General features: G+C 41.7%; 12 protein-coding genes. 9 read left to right on the top strand and 3 right to left on the bottom strand.

From position 1 onward, the window contains the following. Positions 1 to 82: 82 nt before the first annotated feature. The 3 genes from ABJD64_RS14970 to ABJD64_RS14960 are packed head-to-tail and all read left to right on the top strand — an operon-like array spanning position 83 to position 7,157. Positions 83 to 3,391, top strand: a complete 3,309-nt coding sequence (locus ABJD64_RS14970) for an FG-GAP-like repeat-containing protein (RefSeq protein ID WP_348182921.1) — start codon at positions 83 to 85, stop codon at positions 3,389 to 3,391. Between the two features lie 5 nt (positions 3,392 to 3,396). After that, positions 3,397 to 3,861: a hypothetical protein gene (locus ABJD64_RS14965; protein ID WP_348182920.1), complete on the top strand. Its 465-nt coding sequence runs from the start codon at positions 3,397 to 3,399 to the stop codon at positions 3,859 to 3,861. Beyond that, positions 3,861 to 7,157: a VCBS repeat-containing protein gene (locus tag ABJD64_RS14960; protein WP_348182918.1), complete on the top strand. Its 3,297-nt coding sequence runs from the start codon at positions 3,861 to 3,863 to the stop codon at positions 7,155 to 7,157. Before ABJD64_RS14965 ends, ABJD64_RS14960 begins: the two co-directional genes overlap by 1 nt. 197 nt (positions 7,158 to 7,354) lie before the next feature. Here ABJD64_RS14960 and ABJD64_RS14955 read toward each other — a convergent pair whose 3' ends face one another. The 3 genes from ABJD64_RS14955 to ABJD64_RS14945 all read right to left on the bottom strand — a co-directional run bounded on the left by ABJD64_RS14955 (position 7,355) and on the right by ABJD64_RS14945 (position 11,504). After that, positions 7,355 to 8,680 carry a PepSY domain-containing protein gene (locus ABJD64_RS14955; RefSeq protein WP_348182916.1) on the bottom strand — a complete coding sequence of 442 codons (1,326 nt, stop codon included), beginning with the start codon at positions 8,678 to 8,680 and terminating at the stop codon, positions 7,355 to 7,357. After that, positions 8,667 to 10,964: a TonB-dependent receptor gene (locus ABJD64_RS14950; RefSeq protein ID WP_348182914.1), complete on the bottom strand. Its 2,298-nt coding sequence runs from the start codon at positions 10,962 to 10,964 to the stop codon at positions 8,667 to 8,669. Before ABJD64_RS14950 ends, ABJD64_RS14955 begins: the two co-directional genes overlap by 14 nt. A gap of 153 nt (positions 10,965 to 11,117) precedes the next feature. Then, the gene (locus ABJD64_RS14945; RefSeq protein WP_348182912.1) at positions 11,118 to 11,504 is read right to left on the bottom strand and encodes a hypothetical protein; all 387 of its coding nucleotides are present in this window, start codon (positions 11,502 to 11,504) and stop codon (positions 11,118 to 11,120) included. Positions 11,505 to 11,715: 211 nt separating this feature from the next. On the opposite strand from ABJD64_RS14945, the gene ABJD64_RS14940 reads away from it, so the two are divergent. The 6 genes from ABJD64_RS14940 to ABJD64_RS14915 all read left to right on the top strand — a co-directional run bounded on the left by ABJD64_RS14940 (position 11,716) and on the right by ABJD64_RS14915 (position 17,285). Next, a complete protein-coding gene (locus ABJD64_RS14940; RefSeq protein WP_348182910.1) occupies positions 11,716 to 12,045 on the top strand; it encodes a helix-turn-helix transcriptional regulator in 330 nt (109 codons plus the stop codon). After that, on the top strand, positions 12,030 to 14,660 hold the full coding sequence (locus ABJD64_RS14935) for an ABC transporter permease (RefSeq protein WP_348182908.1): 2,631 nt from the start codon (positions 12,030 to 12,032) through the stop codon (positions 14,658 to 14,660). Before ABJD64_RS14940 ends, ABJD64_RS14935 begins: the two co-directional genes overlap by 16 nt. An 81-nt stretch (positions 14,661 to 14,741) precedes the next feature. Then, positions 14,742 to 14,885 carry a hypothetical protein gene (locus ABJD64_RS14930; protein ID WP_348182906.1) on the top strand — a complete coding sequence of 48 codons (144 nt, stop codon included), beginning with the start codon at positions 14,742 to 14,744 and terminating at the stop codon, positions 14,883 to 14,885. Between the two features lie 370 nt (positions 14,886 to 15,255). Further along, on the top strand, positions 15,256 to 15,675 hold the full coding sequence (locus ABJD64_RS14925; RefSeq protein WP_348182904.1) for a SiaC family regulatory phosphoprotein: 420 nt from the start codon (positions 15,256 to 15,258) through the stop codon (positions 15,673 to 15,675). Positions 15,676 to 15,786: 111 nt separating this feature from the next. Continuing rightward, positions 15,787 to 16,389: an SGNH/GDSL hydrolase family protein gene (locus ABJD64_RS14920; RefSeq protein WP_348182902.1), complete on the top strand. Its 603-nt coding sequence runs from the start codon at positions 15,787 to 15,789 to the stop codon at positions 16,387 to 16,389. Positions 16,390 to 16,553: 164 nt separating this feature from the next. Then, entirely contained in the window at positions 16,554 to 17,285 is a 732-nt protein-coding gene (locus ABJD64_RS14915; RefSeq protein ID WP_348182900.1) for a hypothetical protein, read from the top strand. The last annotated feature ends 93 nt before the right edge of the window (positions 17,286 to 17,378 follow it).

Raw genomic sequence — 17,378 nt, 5'->3', positions numbered from 1 at the left:
GCTTTGACGATTTAAAAATCAATAAAAGCGAATTGGCCATTCTTATTAAATGGTCAAAATTTTAATCTTAAAATAATAAGCTATGAAGAAGAGAAAATTAATAGGCCTCCTTGGAGTGCTATGTTTAACTATATGTGAGGTAGTAGCTCAAGTGCCAACTATTACTACCTTTACCCCTACCAGTGGGCCAGTTGGTTCTGGCATAATATTGAACGGTACCAATTTCGACCCCACACCAGCGAATAATGAAGTATTTTTCGGGACAGCACAAGCCACCGTTACTTCGGCCACTTCTACTCACCTGACTATAATTGTTCCGCCGGGAGCATCTTATGAACGGATTTCGGTTTTAGTAAACGGATCAATTGCTATGTCTACAAAACCCTTTGAAGTTACATTCGAAAGTGATGGAAATATTGCAGAGGAGTCATTTGATACATCTGAATTATTTGAAACAGGAATGGGTCCCTGGGAAAGTGTCACAGTTGATTTGGACGAAGATGGACTGTTGGACATACTAGTAAGCAATTCGATGGATGATGATATATCATTGTTGAGAAATTCAAGCACTGGCATTGGAGATATCAATTTTGAGGACAGGGTAGACTATCAGGTCGGTTCTAGTCCAAGTGAATTGGTAACCGCAGATTTTGATGCTGATGGTAAGCTAGATGTGGCAGTAGTAAATGGGGGATCTGGAAATATCTCTATTTTGCGAAATACCAGTAGTGGAAGTATTAGTTTCGATGCAAAGGTAGATTTTGCTGCAGGTTCCAGTCCGACCTCATTGGCTGTGAGTGATGTGGATGGTGATGGGAAAGTGGATATTGCTGTTGTAGATTGGGACAATGATGTGGTATCAATTCTTAGAAATACAAGTTCCGGTGTTGGAGTTATTAGCTTTGCGACCAAGGTAGATTTTGCAACAGGTGATCAACCTTCCCGTGTGGCCATTGCAGATATAGATTTAGATTTAAAACCAGATTTACTTGTAGCGAATGCCTCAGGATCATTGTCTATTCTGCTCAATACTAGTTCTGTTGGAACCTCAAGTTTTTCTACCAAACAAGATTATAGTTTAAGCGGAGAACCGAAACACATTGTCACTAGTGACTTTGATGAGGATGGGTCAATTGATATTGCAGTTTCATCTATCGCTACTCCTATGATTTCCGGTTCCCAAAACAAAATTGAATTGTTTAGAAATACCAGCTCACCTGGTTCTTTAAGTTTTGTGCGCACCGATTTAAGTGAAAAAGCTAGTTGGATGTCCCTTTCAGACATCAATGGTGATGGCAAATTGGACATGTTCTTTTCAGACTTATTCAATGGATTTAGCATCTTAGAAAATGAAAGTACGGTAGGCAGTATAAGTTTTGGTGATGAGGTCTATATTGGTACAAATATATTTACCCTCTCTATCACTAGTGATAATTTGGATAATGATGGGGAACCTGATATTATTTTGACAGGGGCCAACCTTACTGATGGAAGTGTCCTAGAGATCTATCGGAATTTGGGTTCAGGAGCAAGTTTTGGAGATTTTGACGTACCTAGTGATGCGCTAAGTACTATTGCAAATCCGAATATGATATTGAAAAGTGCCGGATTTGAGAGTGCTTCGGTAATAGAATTGTTGGCACCGGCCATAATTGATCCTGTGAACCATACCATTGACGTGACTGTAGCAGATTGCACAGACCCTACTGCCCTTATTTTTTCATTCGAGCTTTCCCCCGGAGCTACAGCTGAAGTTCTAGGGATGAGTGGTTCTATTCCACAAATAAGTGGAGTTACCGCCAATGATTTTAGTATTCCTGTCACATACTTGATTTCTGCAGAAGATGGATCAAACAGCCAGTACTGGACGGTTACCGTACATGCAGATAAATTTGCTGACAACGTCAATCAAGACGTACAAGTTTGCGATGATTATACTTTCGATGGAGCAGTATTAACTGCTTCGGGCCAGTATCAAGGTATGTTCACGAATCAGGTGGGTTGCGATAGTTTGGTGACGCTAAACTTGACCATACTGTCGGATAATGTTGTGGAAAATATTGATTCCTGCGAGAGTTATGAATTTGATGGAATGACGCTGACTACTACTGGTCAGTATCAGGGTATATTCACCAATCGTCATCTATGCGACAGCCTGGTGACTTTGAATTTGACCATACATTCGGATGATGTTGTGGTAGAGAATATTGACGCCTGCGATAGTTATGAATTTGATGGAATGACGCTTACAAGCTCCGGTCAATACCAGGGAATGCTGACAAATACTCATGGATGCGACAGTCTTGTGACACTAAATCTTGTGATCCATGATCCAGATATTTTGATTGAAAATGTAGTGTCTTGTGATAGTTATGAATTTGATGGAAATACATTGATGTCCACCGGTCAATATCAAGGAATGTTCATGAACCAGTTTGGGTGTGATAGCCTTGTCACACTCAATCTAACAATTAATGAATCAGATCATGTGATTGAAGACGTCGGTGTTTGCGACAGCTATCTGTTCGATGGTTCGACATTGACTGCCTCTGGTCAGTATCAGGGATTCTTTACAAATGAAGTGGGATGTGATAGTCTGGTGACCTTGAATCTTACAATTCAATCAAATAATGTAGTAGAAAACGCATCAGCCTGTGACAGTTACCTTTTTGACGGGAATGTGTTGACTGCCACAGGACAATACCAAGGTATGTTTACTAACCTACAAAACTGCGATAGTCTGGTTACCTTGAATCTGACGATTAACAAATCAGAAGAAGTTGAGACGGTCATAGATGCCTGTGGAGACTACCAATTTGGTACACAACTGCTCACTGAATCCGGTGAATACAATGAAGTATTTACTAATCAGGGCGGGTGTGACTCGCTTGTTGCACTCACGTTTGTTCAATTTACAGAGCCTTTAGCAGAGGTAGAAGTGAATGGAGTAGTACTGATTGCCACTGAAGAAATCGGAGGAGCCTATCAATGGTATGATTGCGATACTGAGGAAGTTATAGAAGGAGAAGATCAACGACAAATGACCCCACCGGCTACTGGCAATTACTATGTCGAAATCAGCAATGGGGCATGTACATCTACCTCCGAATGCGTGTTTTTTGATTGGGTACTTTCCACAACTCAACCCATTGTGAATCAGGTTAGGGTGTATCCAACACTTACTAATGGAGAGTTAACCGTGGATTTGCAATATCCTACAAACGATGTAGATATAAGGGTGCTTTCAATGGACGGAACCATGCTTTACAATAAGTCATACGGGTCCTTTACATCAGGAACTTTTCAAGTTCAGCAGCCTACCGGGATATACTTCCTTCAGGTACGTGCCGCTGGCACAATTATCAATACCCAACGAATCATTAAAAAATAGAAATCATGCATAAGCCTATAATTATACCCTTTTTACTAACAGTTTTTGTCAGCCTCAGCCTAACGACGGGATGCGGACCAGAAGCAACGCTTGATACCTCCAGCAAAGAGGCATTTATCAATAATATTTCCCAAACCTGGACAGTAGATGAGGACAGCTATGTCCTCATCGAAGACCAGGATATCACGCATCTGTTGACCGGTTTTGAGATTGCAATAGATGGAGATCTGAATTTTGTAACCAACAGTGACCAACTGACCCTCGAAGAGTTTCCATGGCCTACTTCGGGTTCTTTTGACCTGAATGATGAATTCACTGAATTGACTCGGGATGACGGACTGGTGGTTACTTTAGTAATCGGTGATGACGGTGAAAGTCTCGAATTTGATTTCGAAGCCGATGAAAACACTACCAGTAGAACCTTGGGCATCAGAGGAGGGTGGAAAGTAGGGCTGAATAAGAAACCGTGATGACGATTAAAATTGTCAGAGATATTAAACTGTGGATTATAGTTCTTTTGTTACTTCAGGGAAGTATTTCTTCCCTGAAGGCACAGTCTCAAGATCCTTCTTTTGAGGTAATGAATCCATCCAATGCGGCAGATATAAACGCTGATCTTGAGTTAGGGCAGAACGGATTTGTTGTCTTCTATGACATGGACAATGATGGTGACAAGGACATCCTTCAATACAGCGACACAAACTCTGGCGTAAGTGAAGCAAACGTATATAGAAATGATGGTGATGGTCATTTTGAAAAAACGGATACAAGTTACGATCTGGACAAAATTCATGCGCTTGGTCTAAACTATCCGGTTTCTGCTCAGGGTGACCTCAATGGTGATGGTATAAATGATTTGGTCGTTGGAGGACCACATTACCGATACTATAAAAACTCTAACCCACTTGTCCTTACTCATATTTATTGGGGAACCCAGGATGCAGGACTGATTGAAAACACTGCGCAAGTACTGCCATCGGCGACCAAGGGAGATATTAGCGTAGTAGATATCAATCAAGATACATATCTTGATATTTTTATTACTGGAAGTGATCCGACAAATCGGGGTGCTTTTTTATATCTGAATGATGGAAATGGAGTGTTTACCGAGGATCAATCCATTTCATTGGATTTCTCTTTCGCAGGCGCACATGCCATTTCTCCAGCTTATGATGGAGGCAAGCGAGATATTATAATCAGCGGATACAATGGCAGTTTTGCTGAGGTAACTGCGCTTTACCAATATGATGGGGCGGGTAATTTTAATCTTGTTTCGGATTCATTCTTTCCCGCGTTTTACTATGGACACCATCAATTTGCAGATGCAGACGCAGATGGTGATAAAGACCTTTTATTGGAAGGAACTATACAGTCTGATACCATATATTATCATCAATTATATATCAATGAAGGCAATGGTGTCTACAGCTTATCAACCGTAAATCTGGATACAATGGTTGTGTCAAATAGATTGGGAAGCATTTTCACTGACCTTGATGGAGATGGAGCTGCGGAAATTATCATGTTCCAACTAGGCACCCTTATAGGCAATTCATCTTTTATGTTCGTCTTGAAAAATAACGGCTCAGGAGAGTACGTAGATCGCGATTCATACGAAGGTTTGCGCTTTGGTCAAATTCTATCGGTGGGGGATCTCAATGGTGATGGGTACAAGGATATTTTCCATAATGGTTATACGAGTGGTCTGGAGTCGGTAAGAAACTGGTACTTCATAAACGATCAAACAAATGGTTTTGTGAAGCAAGAATTTAACCTCACTGAAGAGTTAAGTGAATCCGATCTGAAATTTTCAGACATAGATAGGGATGGAGACCTGGACTTGATGATGGCTGGGTGGAATATAGATGAGGACAGGATAACAAGTGTTTATACCAACGATGGCTTGGGAAATTATGAATTGGATGAGAATGCACTATTTCCGGGTGTTCGATACGCCAGCTTAGATTTTGCAGATGTGGATGACAATGGGTTTGAGGATGTGTTACTGACCGGCCTCTCAGATTCTGATGTTCCAATCGCCAATCTGTATCTGAATAATAATGGATTGTTCACACTTGATACAGGTACACCATTCATAGGAATTGGCAAAGGTCAGGCTAAATTCTTTGATGCGGATGGAGATGATGATCAGGATGTACTCCTCGTTGGTCTGGATGCCTCAGACTCAAAAGTTGCTCAACTCTATATCAATGACGGTACTGGAAATTTCACTACTTCAGTCTCTGGAATAGATGGAGTTAGCATGACAGCTGTTGCCATTGGAGATGTGGATGGCAATATGACATTAGATGTCCTACTGAGTGGACTCGATGATTCTGACTTGGCTTCAACAAAACTGTACATCAATGACGGAATAGGGAACTTTACAGAAGATGTCACAAATAGTTTTATTGATGTTAGCGATGGTCATGTTGCATTGCAGGATCTGGACGATGATGATGATCTGGACTTACTCATCGGTGGGAGTGGGGATCAGGTGATATACAAAAATGATGGGTCAGGTACTTTTAACTTTTTTCAGCAACTTGATGGGCTGCACTCCAGTGCTGCATCATTTGCAGATGTTGATCTCGACGGGGATCTGGATTTTGTTGTGTCGGGTTCCATTTCTCAATCGGACACATCTTATGCTGGTGCCACTACTATTCTCTACTTAAATGATGGTGAGGGCAGTTTTTCTAAATCTGAAAGCACCCAATTCCATGGTATCAGACGAGGAGGTGTTGCTTTTGCTGATATAGACGGTGATTTTGATGACGACTTAATAATAACCGGAAATTCTCACCTACAGGAAGGTAATGTTGCAAGATTCTACCGCAACACGATATGCATATCCGAAGCAATAGAATTGCAGCAGTTAGCCAGCTGTGAAGTATATGATTTTTATGGCACTCAATTATCCGCTACCGGAACTTATCAACACAACTTTCTAACAGAAGATGGGTGTAACCGTTTGGTCAGTCTTGATTTCACTTTCCAGGGAGATAACAAAATCTTGAATGTAGAGGCCTGTGAAAGCTATGAATTTGATGGATCTGTACTGACCACATCAGGACAATACATCAGCGTATTCACCAATCAATCTTCTTGCGACAGTTTGGTGACGTTGAATCTAAAGATTAGCGAACCAGATGAAGTTGAGGCGGTCATAGATGGCTGTGGAGACTACCAATTTGGTACAAAGTTACTGACCGAATCAGGGGTATATGATGAGTTATTCACTAATCAATCCGGGTGCGATTCACTGGTCACCCTAACCTTTGGGAAAGTTCCAGAACCCATAGCCGAAATAGAAGTAAATGGTGTAGTGTTGTTTGCGGAAGAACAATCCGGAGCGACCTACCGATGGTACGATTGTGATACAGAGGAGCCAATAGGCGTAGAGGATCAGCCCCAATTGACCCCACCAACCACCGGTAACTACTATGTAGAAGTAAGCAATGGAGTCTGTACCGCTACTTCCGAGTGTGTGTTTTTTGATTGGGTTCTATCTGCACAAGAAAATAAAGCCGAAGCGAGGGTTTTCCCTACGTTGACTCCCGGCTCTTTCACTATTGATCTTGGGGAGTCTCTAAAGCAGGTGGAAGTTCGGATACTTTCTCTAGGAGGAGATGTTCTTTTTAATGAACACTTTAATTCATTCCGGAGGCAGACACTTCAGATCAATGGAGAAAGAGGTCTGTACTTTGTCCAGGTTGCAGCCTATGGAGAATTAATCCATTCCCAAAGAATCATTAAAAAATAGGAATCATGCTTAAGCCTATAATTATACCGTTTTTAACTACTCTATGTATTGGTTTGGGCCGGTCTCCGGTGGCTGAGTCCTGAGAATTAGAGATCGATGGAAATGCAAATTCAGAAAAAACAATAGTCTTTACCCCAACAACCTTTTCAAGTAGACTAAAAGGAAGCCGAGACGCGGCTTCCTTTTTTTTCTAAATCTTAGGTACGATCAAGCAAACGTTTATTTTGTATGAGTTCCACTCCTTTCCTTCTCAGAGCGCTTATTCCCCAGATAAATATTATGCTCAGCCCAAAAAGAGGCAAAAGCATACCGATTAATATAATGAGTGCATACCACCCAGGAGCAGCCGGGATGGAAGCTGTCTGTGGCACACTCCAGTCTTCGCTATTTTTTCTTAAGAAATAAGACGAAACCGCTGCTCCGCTCAAAACAAGTAAGCCAATCGCAGTTACTAATACCAGCATCCAGTTCCAGATTCCGAGTTGTCCCTGATGAAAGGCCATCGCCCACATTCTTCCTCGCATGAGTATACCTACATCTTTCCACTCCAGGTAAGCCAGTGGTTTGCCTGAGTATGGGTCCACATGGACCGCGACTTGTTGAGATTGATCACGGTAGAAGATGTTGTGCACACTGAAAACGCCCGAAGGTGATTTTGGGAAGGTGATGGAAACTTCACCCGGTAATGCCAAGGATTCGGCATAATCAACGACCTGATCCAACGCTATCCTTTCGCCACTATTTATAGAATTGATTCCTACTCCGTTCCAAGCTATTGGATACCCGGTACCCGTTTGCTTTTGGATCCATTTGAAACCATCACCCCATACATCGGTCCAGGGCATGCCGCCCGACAGGATCAAAAGAAGGACAATGGAAAACCAAAACCCACCTACCTGATGCAAGTCTCTGAAAAGAACTGGCCTGGAAGCTGTCAAACGAATCCTAAAAAGCTTAATCCAATCTTTCTTCCTTCTGGGAAAAAATAGGAACAAGCCACTCATGATGAGCACAATCAACCAGCTTCCGATTAGTTCCACTATTTTGGTGCCAAAACTCCCCATTAATAACTCTCCGTGCAGTTTTCGCACCTTAAACATATCAGTTTCCCGAGTGGCTAGCGTTCCTGTTACCTTACCGGAATAGGGGTCCACAAAGAGGCTCGATTTTCCCGAGAAGCGGCCGGAGATAAATTCAGTGGCTTGATTTTTCTTTAAAGGCAGGACGATGCTGCTGATCGGTTCATTTGAGTGATCTTGAGCAATTAGCCATTGCTCATCATAGGACAATCGGTCGACACCTATTTCTACTTCTCTGATGGAAGCGTACCTTGGCTTTTCATATTGATCTTTAAACAGGTAGATAATGCCTGTTATTGCCAATACAAAGATTATCGGAAATGAAACCAGACCACTGATAAAATGCCATTTCCATATCCAGTTGTAAGAAGACTTTTTCATATCTGAAAGAATAGAGAGGCCTGCCGAAAGACGACTGGCCTGCATGATCTTATTTTCCTCCAAAGTTGTAAGCCAAACCGAACTGGTAGGTTCTCGGAATACCTAAAGTATAGGTCGTACCAAATCGCGAAGCATTCGCTCGCGGAGACCAGAGTTCATCTGACAGATTCAGCACCGCAAAAGTGAGGTCGAATCCTTTGATGCGGTATCCGGTCCGAATATTGAATAAGCTAAATCCGCCATATTCTTTGGTATTATCACTATTCATCCAGTAAGGTCCGAGAAATTGGTTTTCAAGTGAAACCCTGAATCCTTGAATAAACGATGGCCGGTAGGTGACCTCCCAATTGTATTGGATATGAGCTCCCTGTGGCATTTCATTGCCATTGTATACGTTGCCGTTTTCTACAAATTCTATGAATTCATGTCTGGCAAATGACCCGCTCCAGCGGAATTGCAGCTGTTTAGTGAAACTTAGCCTAAGCATATATTCCATTCCAATGGATTTGGTTTCGCCGGCATTTTGATTTTCCCTGGTTCCATCTTCCAATTGCACCGATATGACCTGGTTGGTTGCTTTGACTTGATAAATGGCCAGATTGGTGTAACCCTTGATTTGATCTGACAGCTGAAAGGAAAACCAGCCACCAACTTCATAGTTGTTATAAACAGAAGGTTCTAAGGTTGGAACCTCCACGCCACGATACAAATCACCAACCTGTGGAGGAACAAAGCCTTGTGCAAAGTTCATGTATGCTCCTTGGTTGTTGCCAAAGTCATAGGTAGCACCCAACTTCGGCGTCACGGCATCAAAGGTGCTTTCGGCATTTGGTGAACCTGAGAATGCAGAAGGAGTCAGAAAATTTCGATGATTGTAATTAAACCGATCGTAACGGAGCGATGCTGACAGTTTTAAATTTTCAATAGGTGAAATTTGAAACGTGAAATAGGTACCCAAATTCGTCAAATCGATCTCATTTTTTGTTAAAGCAGAATCGAGTGCGGTATAGCCCACATTAATACCCTGATTGTTTTGTTCCACCAGGATATAGTCCTCGAAAAACTCGGTAGGGCTGTAGTCCAGGGACAATCCACCGATGAGTTTGGCACGTAGGTTTGGTATTTCCAACGCATGTTGAACAATACCACCAAAACTCCGGAAACTCTGCTCGTTGATAGTGCCAGAAACAATTCCGGAATTTCTATCTGTACGAATGCGGTAGGATGGAATTTGACCGACCGAATTATTACGGAAGAATAACCTGGTGGTAGTGCTGGATGTTTCGTTCCAGTCATGGTTGAGGGTAGATTGCACCCTTAGGGCTTTGACAGTGCGCTCAGTAAAAGTTTGGGTACTGGTCACATCTCCGCCAAAAAAAGAGGCACTGTCCAAACTTCCGGTCATAGCTGTTTCATGATCAGTATAGGTCAATGAAAAATTCAAATCCGTCTTTGGTGAAAGCACCTGTGTGATTTTCAGAGTCCCTGAGTATTTGTCCATATCGCTATGCTCAAAAAAACCATCCCTTCTTCGCGAGTAATATCCGCCAACAAAAAAACCAGTCTCTCCAAAAGTGTTGCTTGCTTTGAAATCGCTTCTGGTAAGCCCGTTGCTGTTGTTTCTCACAGCAACACGCCCTGTAGGTGTTACAGAAGGAGCGTGCGTAATAATATTAACAGCTCCACCGATTGCTTCTGCACCATAGGTCGAAGAGACAGGTCCACGAATGACTTCGATGCTTCTGATGGCACCTTGATTGAGTTCGTTCATGGCATTGTGATTAAACACACCAGTTGGCCGAGTTGGCAGTCCATCTTCCAGGAAAAGGAATAGCCCTTTTGTAGAAATGGGTTGCCTAATACTGGTCATGTGTTGTTCATTGGCCAGGTCAGCTACGAATACGCCAGGAATTTTGTTTAAGACCTGATCTAGCGTATTTGGAGCAGTTTCTTCTATGACCTTGGGCGATATTGTTGCTATGGCAGCCGGAACCTCCGAGCGTAGCTCTTTTTCCCTGTTGGCCGATACTACAACTTGCTCGAGTGAATTCACGGATTCTTCCAAAGCCACATGCATGCCTTGAGTAAAGTCTGTGATTTGTAGCGTTTCATAGCCGATATAGTGAACCTCCAGAATTTTTACCGCTTCCTTGGTTTCAAGAGTGAATTGGCCAATGGAATTAGTTAAGGTTCCCATTGAAGTTCCCGGAATGAGGATCTCCGCGCCAATAAGTGGTTCACCGGTTTGTTTATCCGTGATTACTCCGTTCAAAATCTGTTGTGCTTCTGCACCAATGGCCATACAAAGCAGGCCGATAAGAAATATTAATTGACTCTTGGTCTTCATGTTTATAGATGATTTAAAGGCGTGTCGGCCACGAGTTTTTGGTTATGAAAATCATGAGCATAACGCCTTCATTCAATACAATTTTTGTATTGAATTCTTTATAAGATAATTTAAAATAAAGAGGATCAGAAGGATCTGATCAAGAAGAATAAACTATGAAAGACGGGGAGGTTTGAATATTTCACCAATAAACGTGCTGGAGAATTCCATGGAGGTTAATCCGGAAAAGTCAGTTTCGACGGCTGGAAACAACAGGCCGAATGCCATCTGACCGATCTCCTGATTGAAGAAATTGAACTCAATTTCTTGCATGACAGATTCGGCTTCATGACTTTGTCTTTGCGCTGTTCTTTCCAATTGATCTTTAAGAAAACATTTTCCTCCGCATACAGTCATGGGCTTGTCGCGATTGATACACAACACGTTAGCAATGTAGTTTCGTCTTAACTCAAAATCGAGGTGAATCAAAGGAACCATCCAAACGCTCCCTATCATTTGGAGAGTGAGTAGACCGATGGCTATGTTTTTTAGAAATCTCAAGACGCGCAAATATCTATAGGAATGTCAAGAAACCAAATCTACTTTCGGCTCTAATTCTTAAAATTTATCAATGGCATTGTTGGATGAACACAAAGGTCTTACGTTCATCTCAGGTATTTACCATGTCCGAGTGCTTTCACAAATAATTACCCAATTGTAACCCTTTCATCATTTTTTCAGTTTACTAGGCAAAGGTGAAACAAATAATATTATGAGAACAAGTATTGGAGAGTTTGAGGAGCTCGTACTTCTCACCGTCGGGATCCTATACCAGGATGCTTACGGACTGGCTATCACAGATGAGCTGGAACGGCAAACCAAACGTAAGGCAACAATTAGTTCCGTGCATAAAGCCTTAGTGAGATTGGAGGAGAAAGGCTTTCTAAAATCCTTCATGGGCGGAGCTACGGACGCCAGAGGAGGGCGGAATAAGCGCCTATACGAATTGACAACTTCAGGCAAGAAATGTCTTCAGCAGTCAAAAGAACTCAGAAACTCGATGTGGAACGCAATACCCGAAATGATATGGCAGACGAAGTAAAAAACAATATTAGACCACCGAAATGGGCTCTAAAGTTTTTGAGATGGTTCTGTAGAGAAGATCTTTCGGATGCCGTGGAAGGTGACCTGATAGAGCTATTTGATAGAAGAGTGGAGGCTTATGGTCCGACAAAAGCTCGAATCCTGTTTGTTTTCAACGTAATGATGTTTTTCAGGCCTTTTGCCATAAAAAGAAGGTCAAACAAAAAAGGGCTCAGTGCATTTGAAATGCAAATGCTCAATTTCCGGTATGCCGCTAGAAATCTTGCGAACTCCCGCCTGTATAGTTTAATCAATGTAATCAGCCTATCCATTGGTTTGGCCGCCTGTGGTTTGCTTGTCTCTTTTATTTCCGAAGAACTGAGCTATGATAAATTTCACAAACATGGCGAGCGCACTTTTAGATTCGGCTATCAGCTAGAGAATGAAAACCAACCGACACGACGATTGGCCTGGGTATCAGCATTGGTCGGGCCAGCCGTTGCGGAAACGTATCCAGAAGTGGAATCGATGGTTAGAATACGAAATTGTCAAGGCACGATGATTTCTGCTAAGAATGAGGTGTTTCTCGAAGACGGAGGCTTTTTTGCTGGCGAGGAATTCTTTGACATTTTTAGTTTTGAGTCCTTGCATGGAGACTTGTCAACAGCTCTCGATGAACCCTACGAAGCAGTACTTACCCAGGAGATGGCAATCAAGTATTTCGGGGATGAAAATCCTATAGGGAGAACTCTACAACTACGAATGAGGGATACGCTCAATCTAAAGATAACTGCGGTAATTGCCAATGTCCCAAATGAATCTCATTTCACCTTCGACTATCTGATTTCTCATAAAACCCGTGAGCAACTCTATCCACATATTCAAGGTTGGTTTGCACTTGGGACCCACACTTATTTTCGACTAAGGGAACATGTTGATCCCATTGCTTTTGAGCAAAAGGTTGAAAATATCGTCATGGATAATTACGGAGAGGAAGCTGAGAAAATTGGATTTAACATAAAGGTCTTTACACAGCCATTGTGGGATATCCACTTGAAGTCTGATTTAGGTAGTGAAATTTCGTCAAACGGTAATATCCAATACGTACGAATAGCTGGTGGGATCTCGGGTATCATCTTTTTGATTAGTGTTTTCAACTTTATCAATTTATGTTTTGCACGATCGGCCAAGTTTGTGAAACAAGTTGGAGTGAGGCAGGTATTAGGAGCTAGTAGAATTCAGTTGATTCATCAATTTATGACTGAGACCGTATGGCTGGTCTGCCTTAGTTTCATGTTGTCCTCTCTGTTGGTTTATCCTTTACTGCCCTATTTTGAAATCCTGGTTTCAAGAAGCCTTACCACGCAGTGGACAGGTTGGTTTTCGATGACCACTATAGGTGTACTTGTACTCATAGTAGGCCTGACAGCTGGACTTCTTCCTGCTGTACGAATCCTGTCACTTAAGACAATAAGTAACCTGAAAGGAAAATTCAATATGGGGAGTAGTAAAAAATTGGCCAATCAAAGCATGATTGTGATGCAATTTGCAATGGCTACTCTATTGATATGCGGGGTTTTGATCATTGATGGACAACTTAATTTTATGCTAAAGTCTGCGTTGGGTTTTGATCGTGAGCAAGTTGCTGTTATAGATTTGTGGAACAATAGACAGGCACGAGAGAACACTTCTATTCTTAAAGAGGAGCTGTTGAAATCTCCGAACATCAGATTGGTTACGGCATCGAACAGCATTCCGGGAGAACAGTTACTCAATAGAGTAGGCTATCCCAATGGAGATGAATCTCAAAGTAAGGTCATGTTTTCTTTATTGACACAAGATGATTTTTTGAGACTTTATGGACTCGAGATAGTAGCTGGAAGAGATATTTCCAGCGATATGATCACAGATCAAACCAACGCTTTTATGATAAATGAAACAGGAGCCAGAGAGTTTGGTTGGACCAATGATGAGGCCGTCGGACAAGATTTTCAGTGGGGAAGTAGAGGGGGTAAGATTATAGGAGTTGTAAAAGATTTTCATTATTACTCTCTACATGAGCAAGTGCCTCCCATGATTATCCTTCCAACCGAGAGAGGTGTTGGGTTTATGTCAATCAAGATTAATGGAGACGTAAGGGAGGCTGTAGAGTTTGTTTCAGATACCTGGGCCAAGCTATACCCTGACCAAGTCTTCACTCTGAATTTTCTCGACGAGCGATTCAATGAGCAGTATCAGTTGGAAAATCAGCTCAGTAAAATTATGACCTTATTTAGCGCCATTGCCATTCTGATAGCCTGCTCAGGATTATTCAGCCTGTCAGCTTTTCATGTTGAGCAGAGGGTCAAGGAGATAGGCATTCGCAAGTTACTTGGCGCCTCTGTTTCAGATGTTTTGTATCTTGTTTCAGCTTTTTTTCTCCGTTTGGTAGGCATATCTATCGTGCTGGCCTTGCCGGTCACTTATTTTCTAACCAGACGCTGGCTAGATGATTTTGCCTTCAGGATAGAATTGAGTCCACTGTTTTTTATTGTCGCAACATTTATCTCTTTGTCAATTGCGGTGCTGACGGTCAGCATACAATCTCTGCGAGCGGCGCGGTTAAATCCCGTGGACAACTTAAGGTATGAATGATTCGATAGCGGTTGTATTTGATTAGATCCGGTTTTTGCATAAATTCATGGTTGCCAGAATGGCGAACATTAAAAAAGAACAATGAAAAAAGCCGTAGCCTACCTTCTAATCATTCTTGGTGTTGTCATGATTTATCTCTCAGTAAAAGCCAATATTCTGCCTCCGGGCATTACCGGAGTCGGGTTCATTGCCATTGCGCTGGTTTTCTTAGGAAAAAAATTGTAACTGTTTCCAATTGGTTAGTTTATGATAGTCATATTGACTGCTCCTCTCTTGTTATACGAATTATAGTATTTCGCTCTCGCACTTTCTTTATTACCCCTTGCTCTGTGCTGGTAAAACAATTAATATCGACATTATTAATTTGAAATATAATTTTGACAATTATTCAAAATATCTCAATACGAGCCTGATTAATATTTATACCAGGTTACGCCTATTTCTTAATTTAATAGGTATTTCAGGGCTTTTCGTATAGGTATCAGTACCTATTGCGATATTATCAGAACATGGCTAGCTTCATATTACCATTTCAATACGCAGCAGTATTTTAGAGAAATAGTTGTAATATTTTAAATAAAAAAATAAACTAACTATGCTCAGAAACCACCTTCAGGCTATCGATGCCTACAAGCTCAGAAGCTATATGATAGAGGAAACATCAACCACTCCATTTGCAGGCATATCTGTTATTGACAATTCTTTATTGATCCAGGGACAAATTTATCTTTCTTTAAAAATGTCTGCCTTTCGTACAAAAGTTTTGGAACTTCTTGATTCGTACTACAACCACGGAAACCGGCTTAAAAAAATTAGAATTGACCTTGATATAATGGAAACAGGCTCTTTGGGGTGGATCTATCAGGTACTCACCAAGGTTTGGAGCGAGCGCAGCGCTCTGGAAGAGGTAGAAATCATTTGGTATTACGATAGAGAGCACTTAGGCGGTCTGCGCGAAGGCCAAAAAATAAGCTCTAGATCAGGCATACCTATGACTTTTATTTCAAAAAGTTAATTGGCCATTTGAACAACAAAATTTTACTGCGCTCTTGATATCCTCATTTTGTACTCTATCTGCAATTGCTTTTATTTGATGCACAGCATTCGAAAATGAAAAGCGCATAAAATGGCATATAAATACCTGGCACTAGGTGATTCATATACAATTGGTGAAGCAGTCGCAGCAGATGAAAGGTGGCCCCATGTTTTACAGGGGAGATTGGTAGGTGATGGAATCAAAATGGAATTACCTGAAATTATTGCCACCACCGGCTGGACCACAGATGAATTGCAAGCTGCCATCGATAAGGAAAAACCTTCGAATAACTACGATCTCGTCTCATTGCTTATCGGGGTAAACAATCAATACCGAGGTTACCCGATCGAGCAATACAAAACTGAATTTGAATTATTACTCAAACAAGCTATTGCGTTTGCCGGTGGGAGAGGAGACCGTACCTTTGTTGTGTCCATACCAGACTATGGTGTTACGCCTTTTGCTTCCGATAAAAATCCTTCAAAAATTGCCAGAGAACTCGACGAATATAACAGCATAGCCAAGACGATTTGCGACAGTTATCAAGTGGTTTTTGTTGATATCACACCAGGAAGTAGACGAGCTGCTGAAGACCGTTCACTTGTCGCAGAGGATGGGCTGCATCCTTCAGGAAAAATGTATAAGGAATGGGTTGATGCTGCATATCACAAGGTCTACGCCATGCTAAAGTAGTTAACTAGGATTATTTAAAGATTATATGTTCATATTTGATTTATACGGCCAATTCAATGTTGAGAATTGAATCAAATAATTATATTAATCAGGAAATATTATCCATTTTTGAGGGTTAGTGATTGTATCCACCTAATCTCTAATTTGATAAAATTTGTGAGTTTGTGAGGAGAACTAGTTTTCCTATATTATTTGTGTTATGCCTTGTGATTTACTCTTGTAAAGACAACGTGGTATGCCCGGCTTTTCAGAGTACATATATTCTGGATGATTCTATGCGTCTGGCCAAATACTCCTATTTTGCCAATGACAGTACCCCCAAATTTGCCATGGCTGGCCGAAGAACTAAGTATGGAGTGAACAAACATACAAGCCTATTCAGAAAGAATTACGAGTTGATGACCGCCCCTAAGAAAAATGTTCTGGCACCAATCCCGGTGGACACCACTTCCGAGATGATAATTGATCAGGGTGATTTCATTGCCGAGGATTTTGTTGATACCGATACATTGGGTGTAGACTCGCTTTCTACCGCACCACTGCTGGCACAAGTGGAGGAAGAGGAACCGGAAGGGCCCAAATACAAATATCGTTATGCGCTTGATAATGGGTACAATCAGGAACAAGTGTATTACAACAAGTATTATGGAGAGCTATTTATAGACAATCGTCCCCCTCCATCGCCCGAAAAACTGGAAGAAGAACAATTGCAGGAGTCTGATACAACGGAAGTGAAAAAGAAGGGTCTGGGAGGACTGTTCAAGAAGAAGAATGACGAGGTTCAGGACCAACCCGAAGAAGCCGTTGAAGAGCCGGTCGATGGGGTACCTGCTTCGGAAGAGATTGCTCCTGAAGAAAACCTTGAAACTCCGGATGAGCCTGAAGACGAAAATTGATCTTCTTTTCTCATTTCAGCACAGCGGATCTGTTTACGAAACATGCTAAAATCTAGCAGTATGCCCATCAAGCGAACGAACTTGTATACATTC

Source organism: Reichenbachiella sp. (assembly GCF_039944555.1).
GTDB lineage: Bacteria > Bacteroidota > Bacteroidia > Cytophagales > Cyclobacteriaceae > Reichenbachiella.
Note: the sequence above shows the minus strand (reverse complement) of the source record. Positions and strands in the feature narration are given on the sequence as shown.

Bases quoted from the DNA above. Each gene is read 5' to 3' on its own strand.
- ABJD64_RS14970 (WP_348182921.1), top strand. From the start codon at position 83: ATGAAGAAGAGAAAATTAATAGGCCTCCTTGGAGTGCTATGTTTAACT.
- ABJD64_RS14965 (WP_348182920.1), top strand. From the start codon at position 3,397: ATGCATAAGCCTATAATTATACCCTTTTTACTAACAGTTTTTGTCAGC.
- ABJD64_RS14960 (WP_348182918.1), top strand. From the start codon at position 3,861: ATGACGATTAAAATTGTCAGAGATATTAAACTGTGGATTATAGTTCTT.
- ABJD64_RS14950 (WP_348182914.1), bottom strand. From the start codon at position 10,964: ATGAAGACCAAGAGTCAATTAATATTTCTTATCGGCCTGCTTTGTATG.
- ABJD64_RS14940 (WP_348182910.1), top strand. From the start codon at position 11,716: ATGAGAACAAGTATTGGAGAGTTTGAGGAGCTCGTACTTCTCACCGTC.
- ABJD64_RS14935 (WP_348182908.1), top strand. From the start codon at position 12,030: ATGGCAGACGAAGTAAAAAACAATATTAGACCACCGAAATGGGCTCTA.
- ABJD64_RS14930 (WP_348182906.1), top strand. From the start codon at position 14,742: ATGAAAAAAGCCGTAGCCTACCTTCTAATCATTCTTGGTGTTGTCATG.
- ABJD64_RS14925 (WP_348182904.1), top strand. From the start codon at position 15,256: ATGCTCAGAAACCACCTTCAGGCTATCGATGCCTACAAGCTCAGAAGC.
- ABJD64_RS14920 (WP_348182902.1), top strand. From the start codon at position 15,787: ATGGCATATAAATACCTGGCACTAGGTGATTCATATACAATTGGTGAA.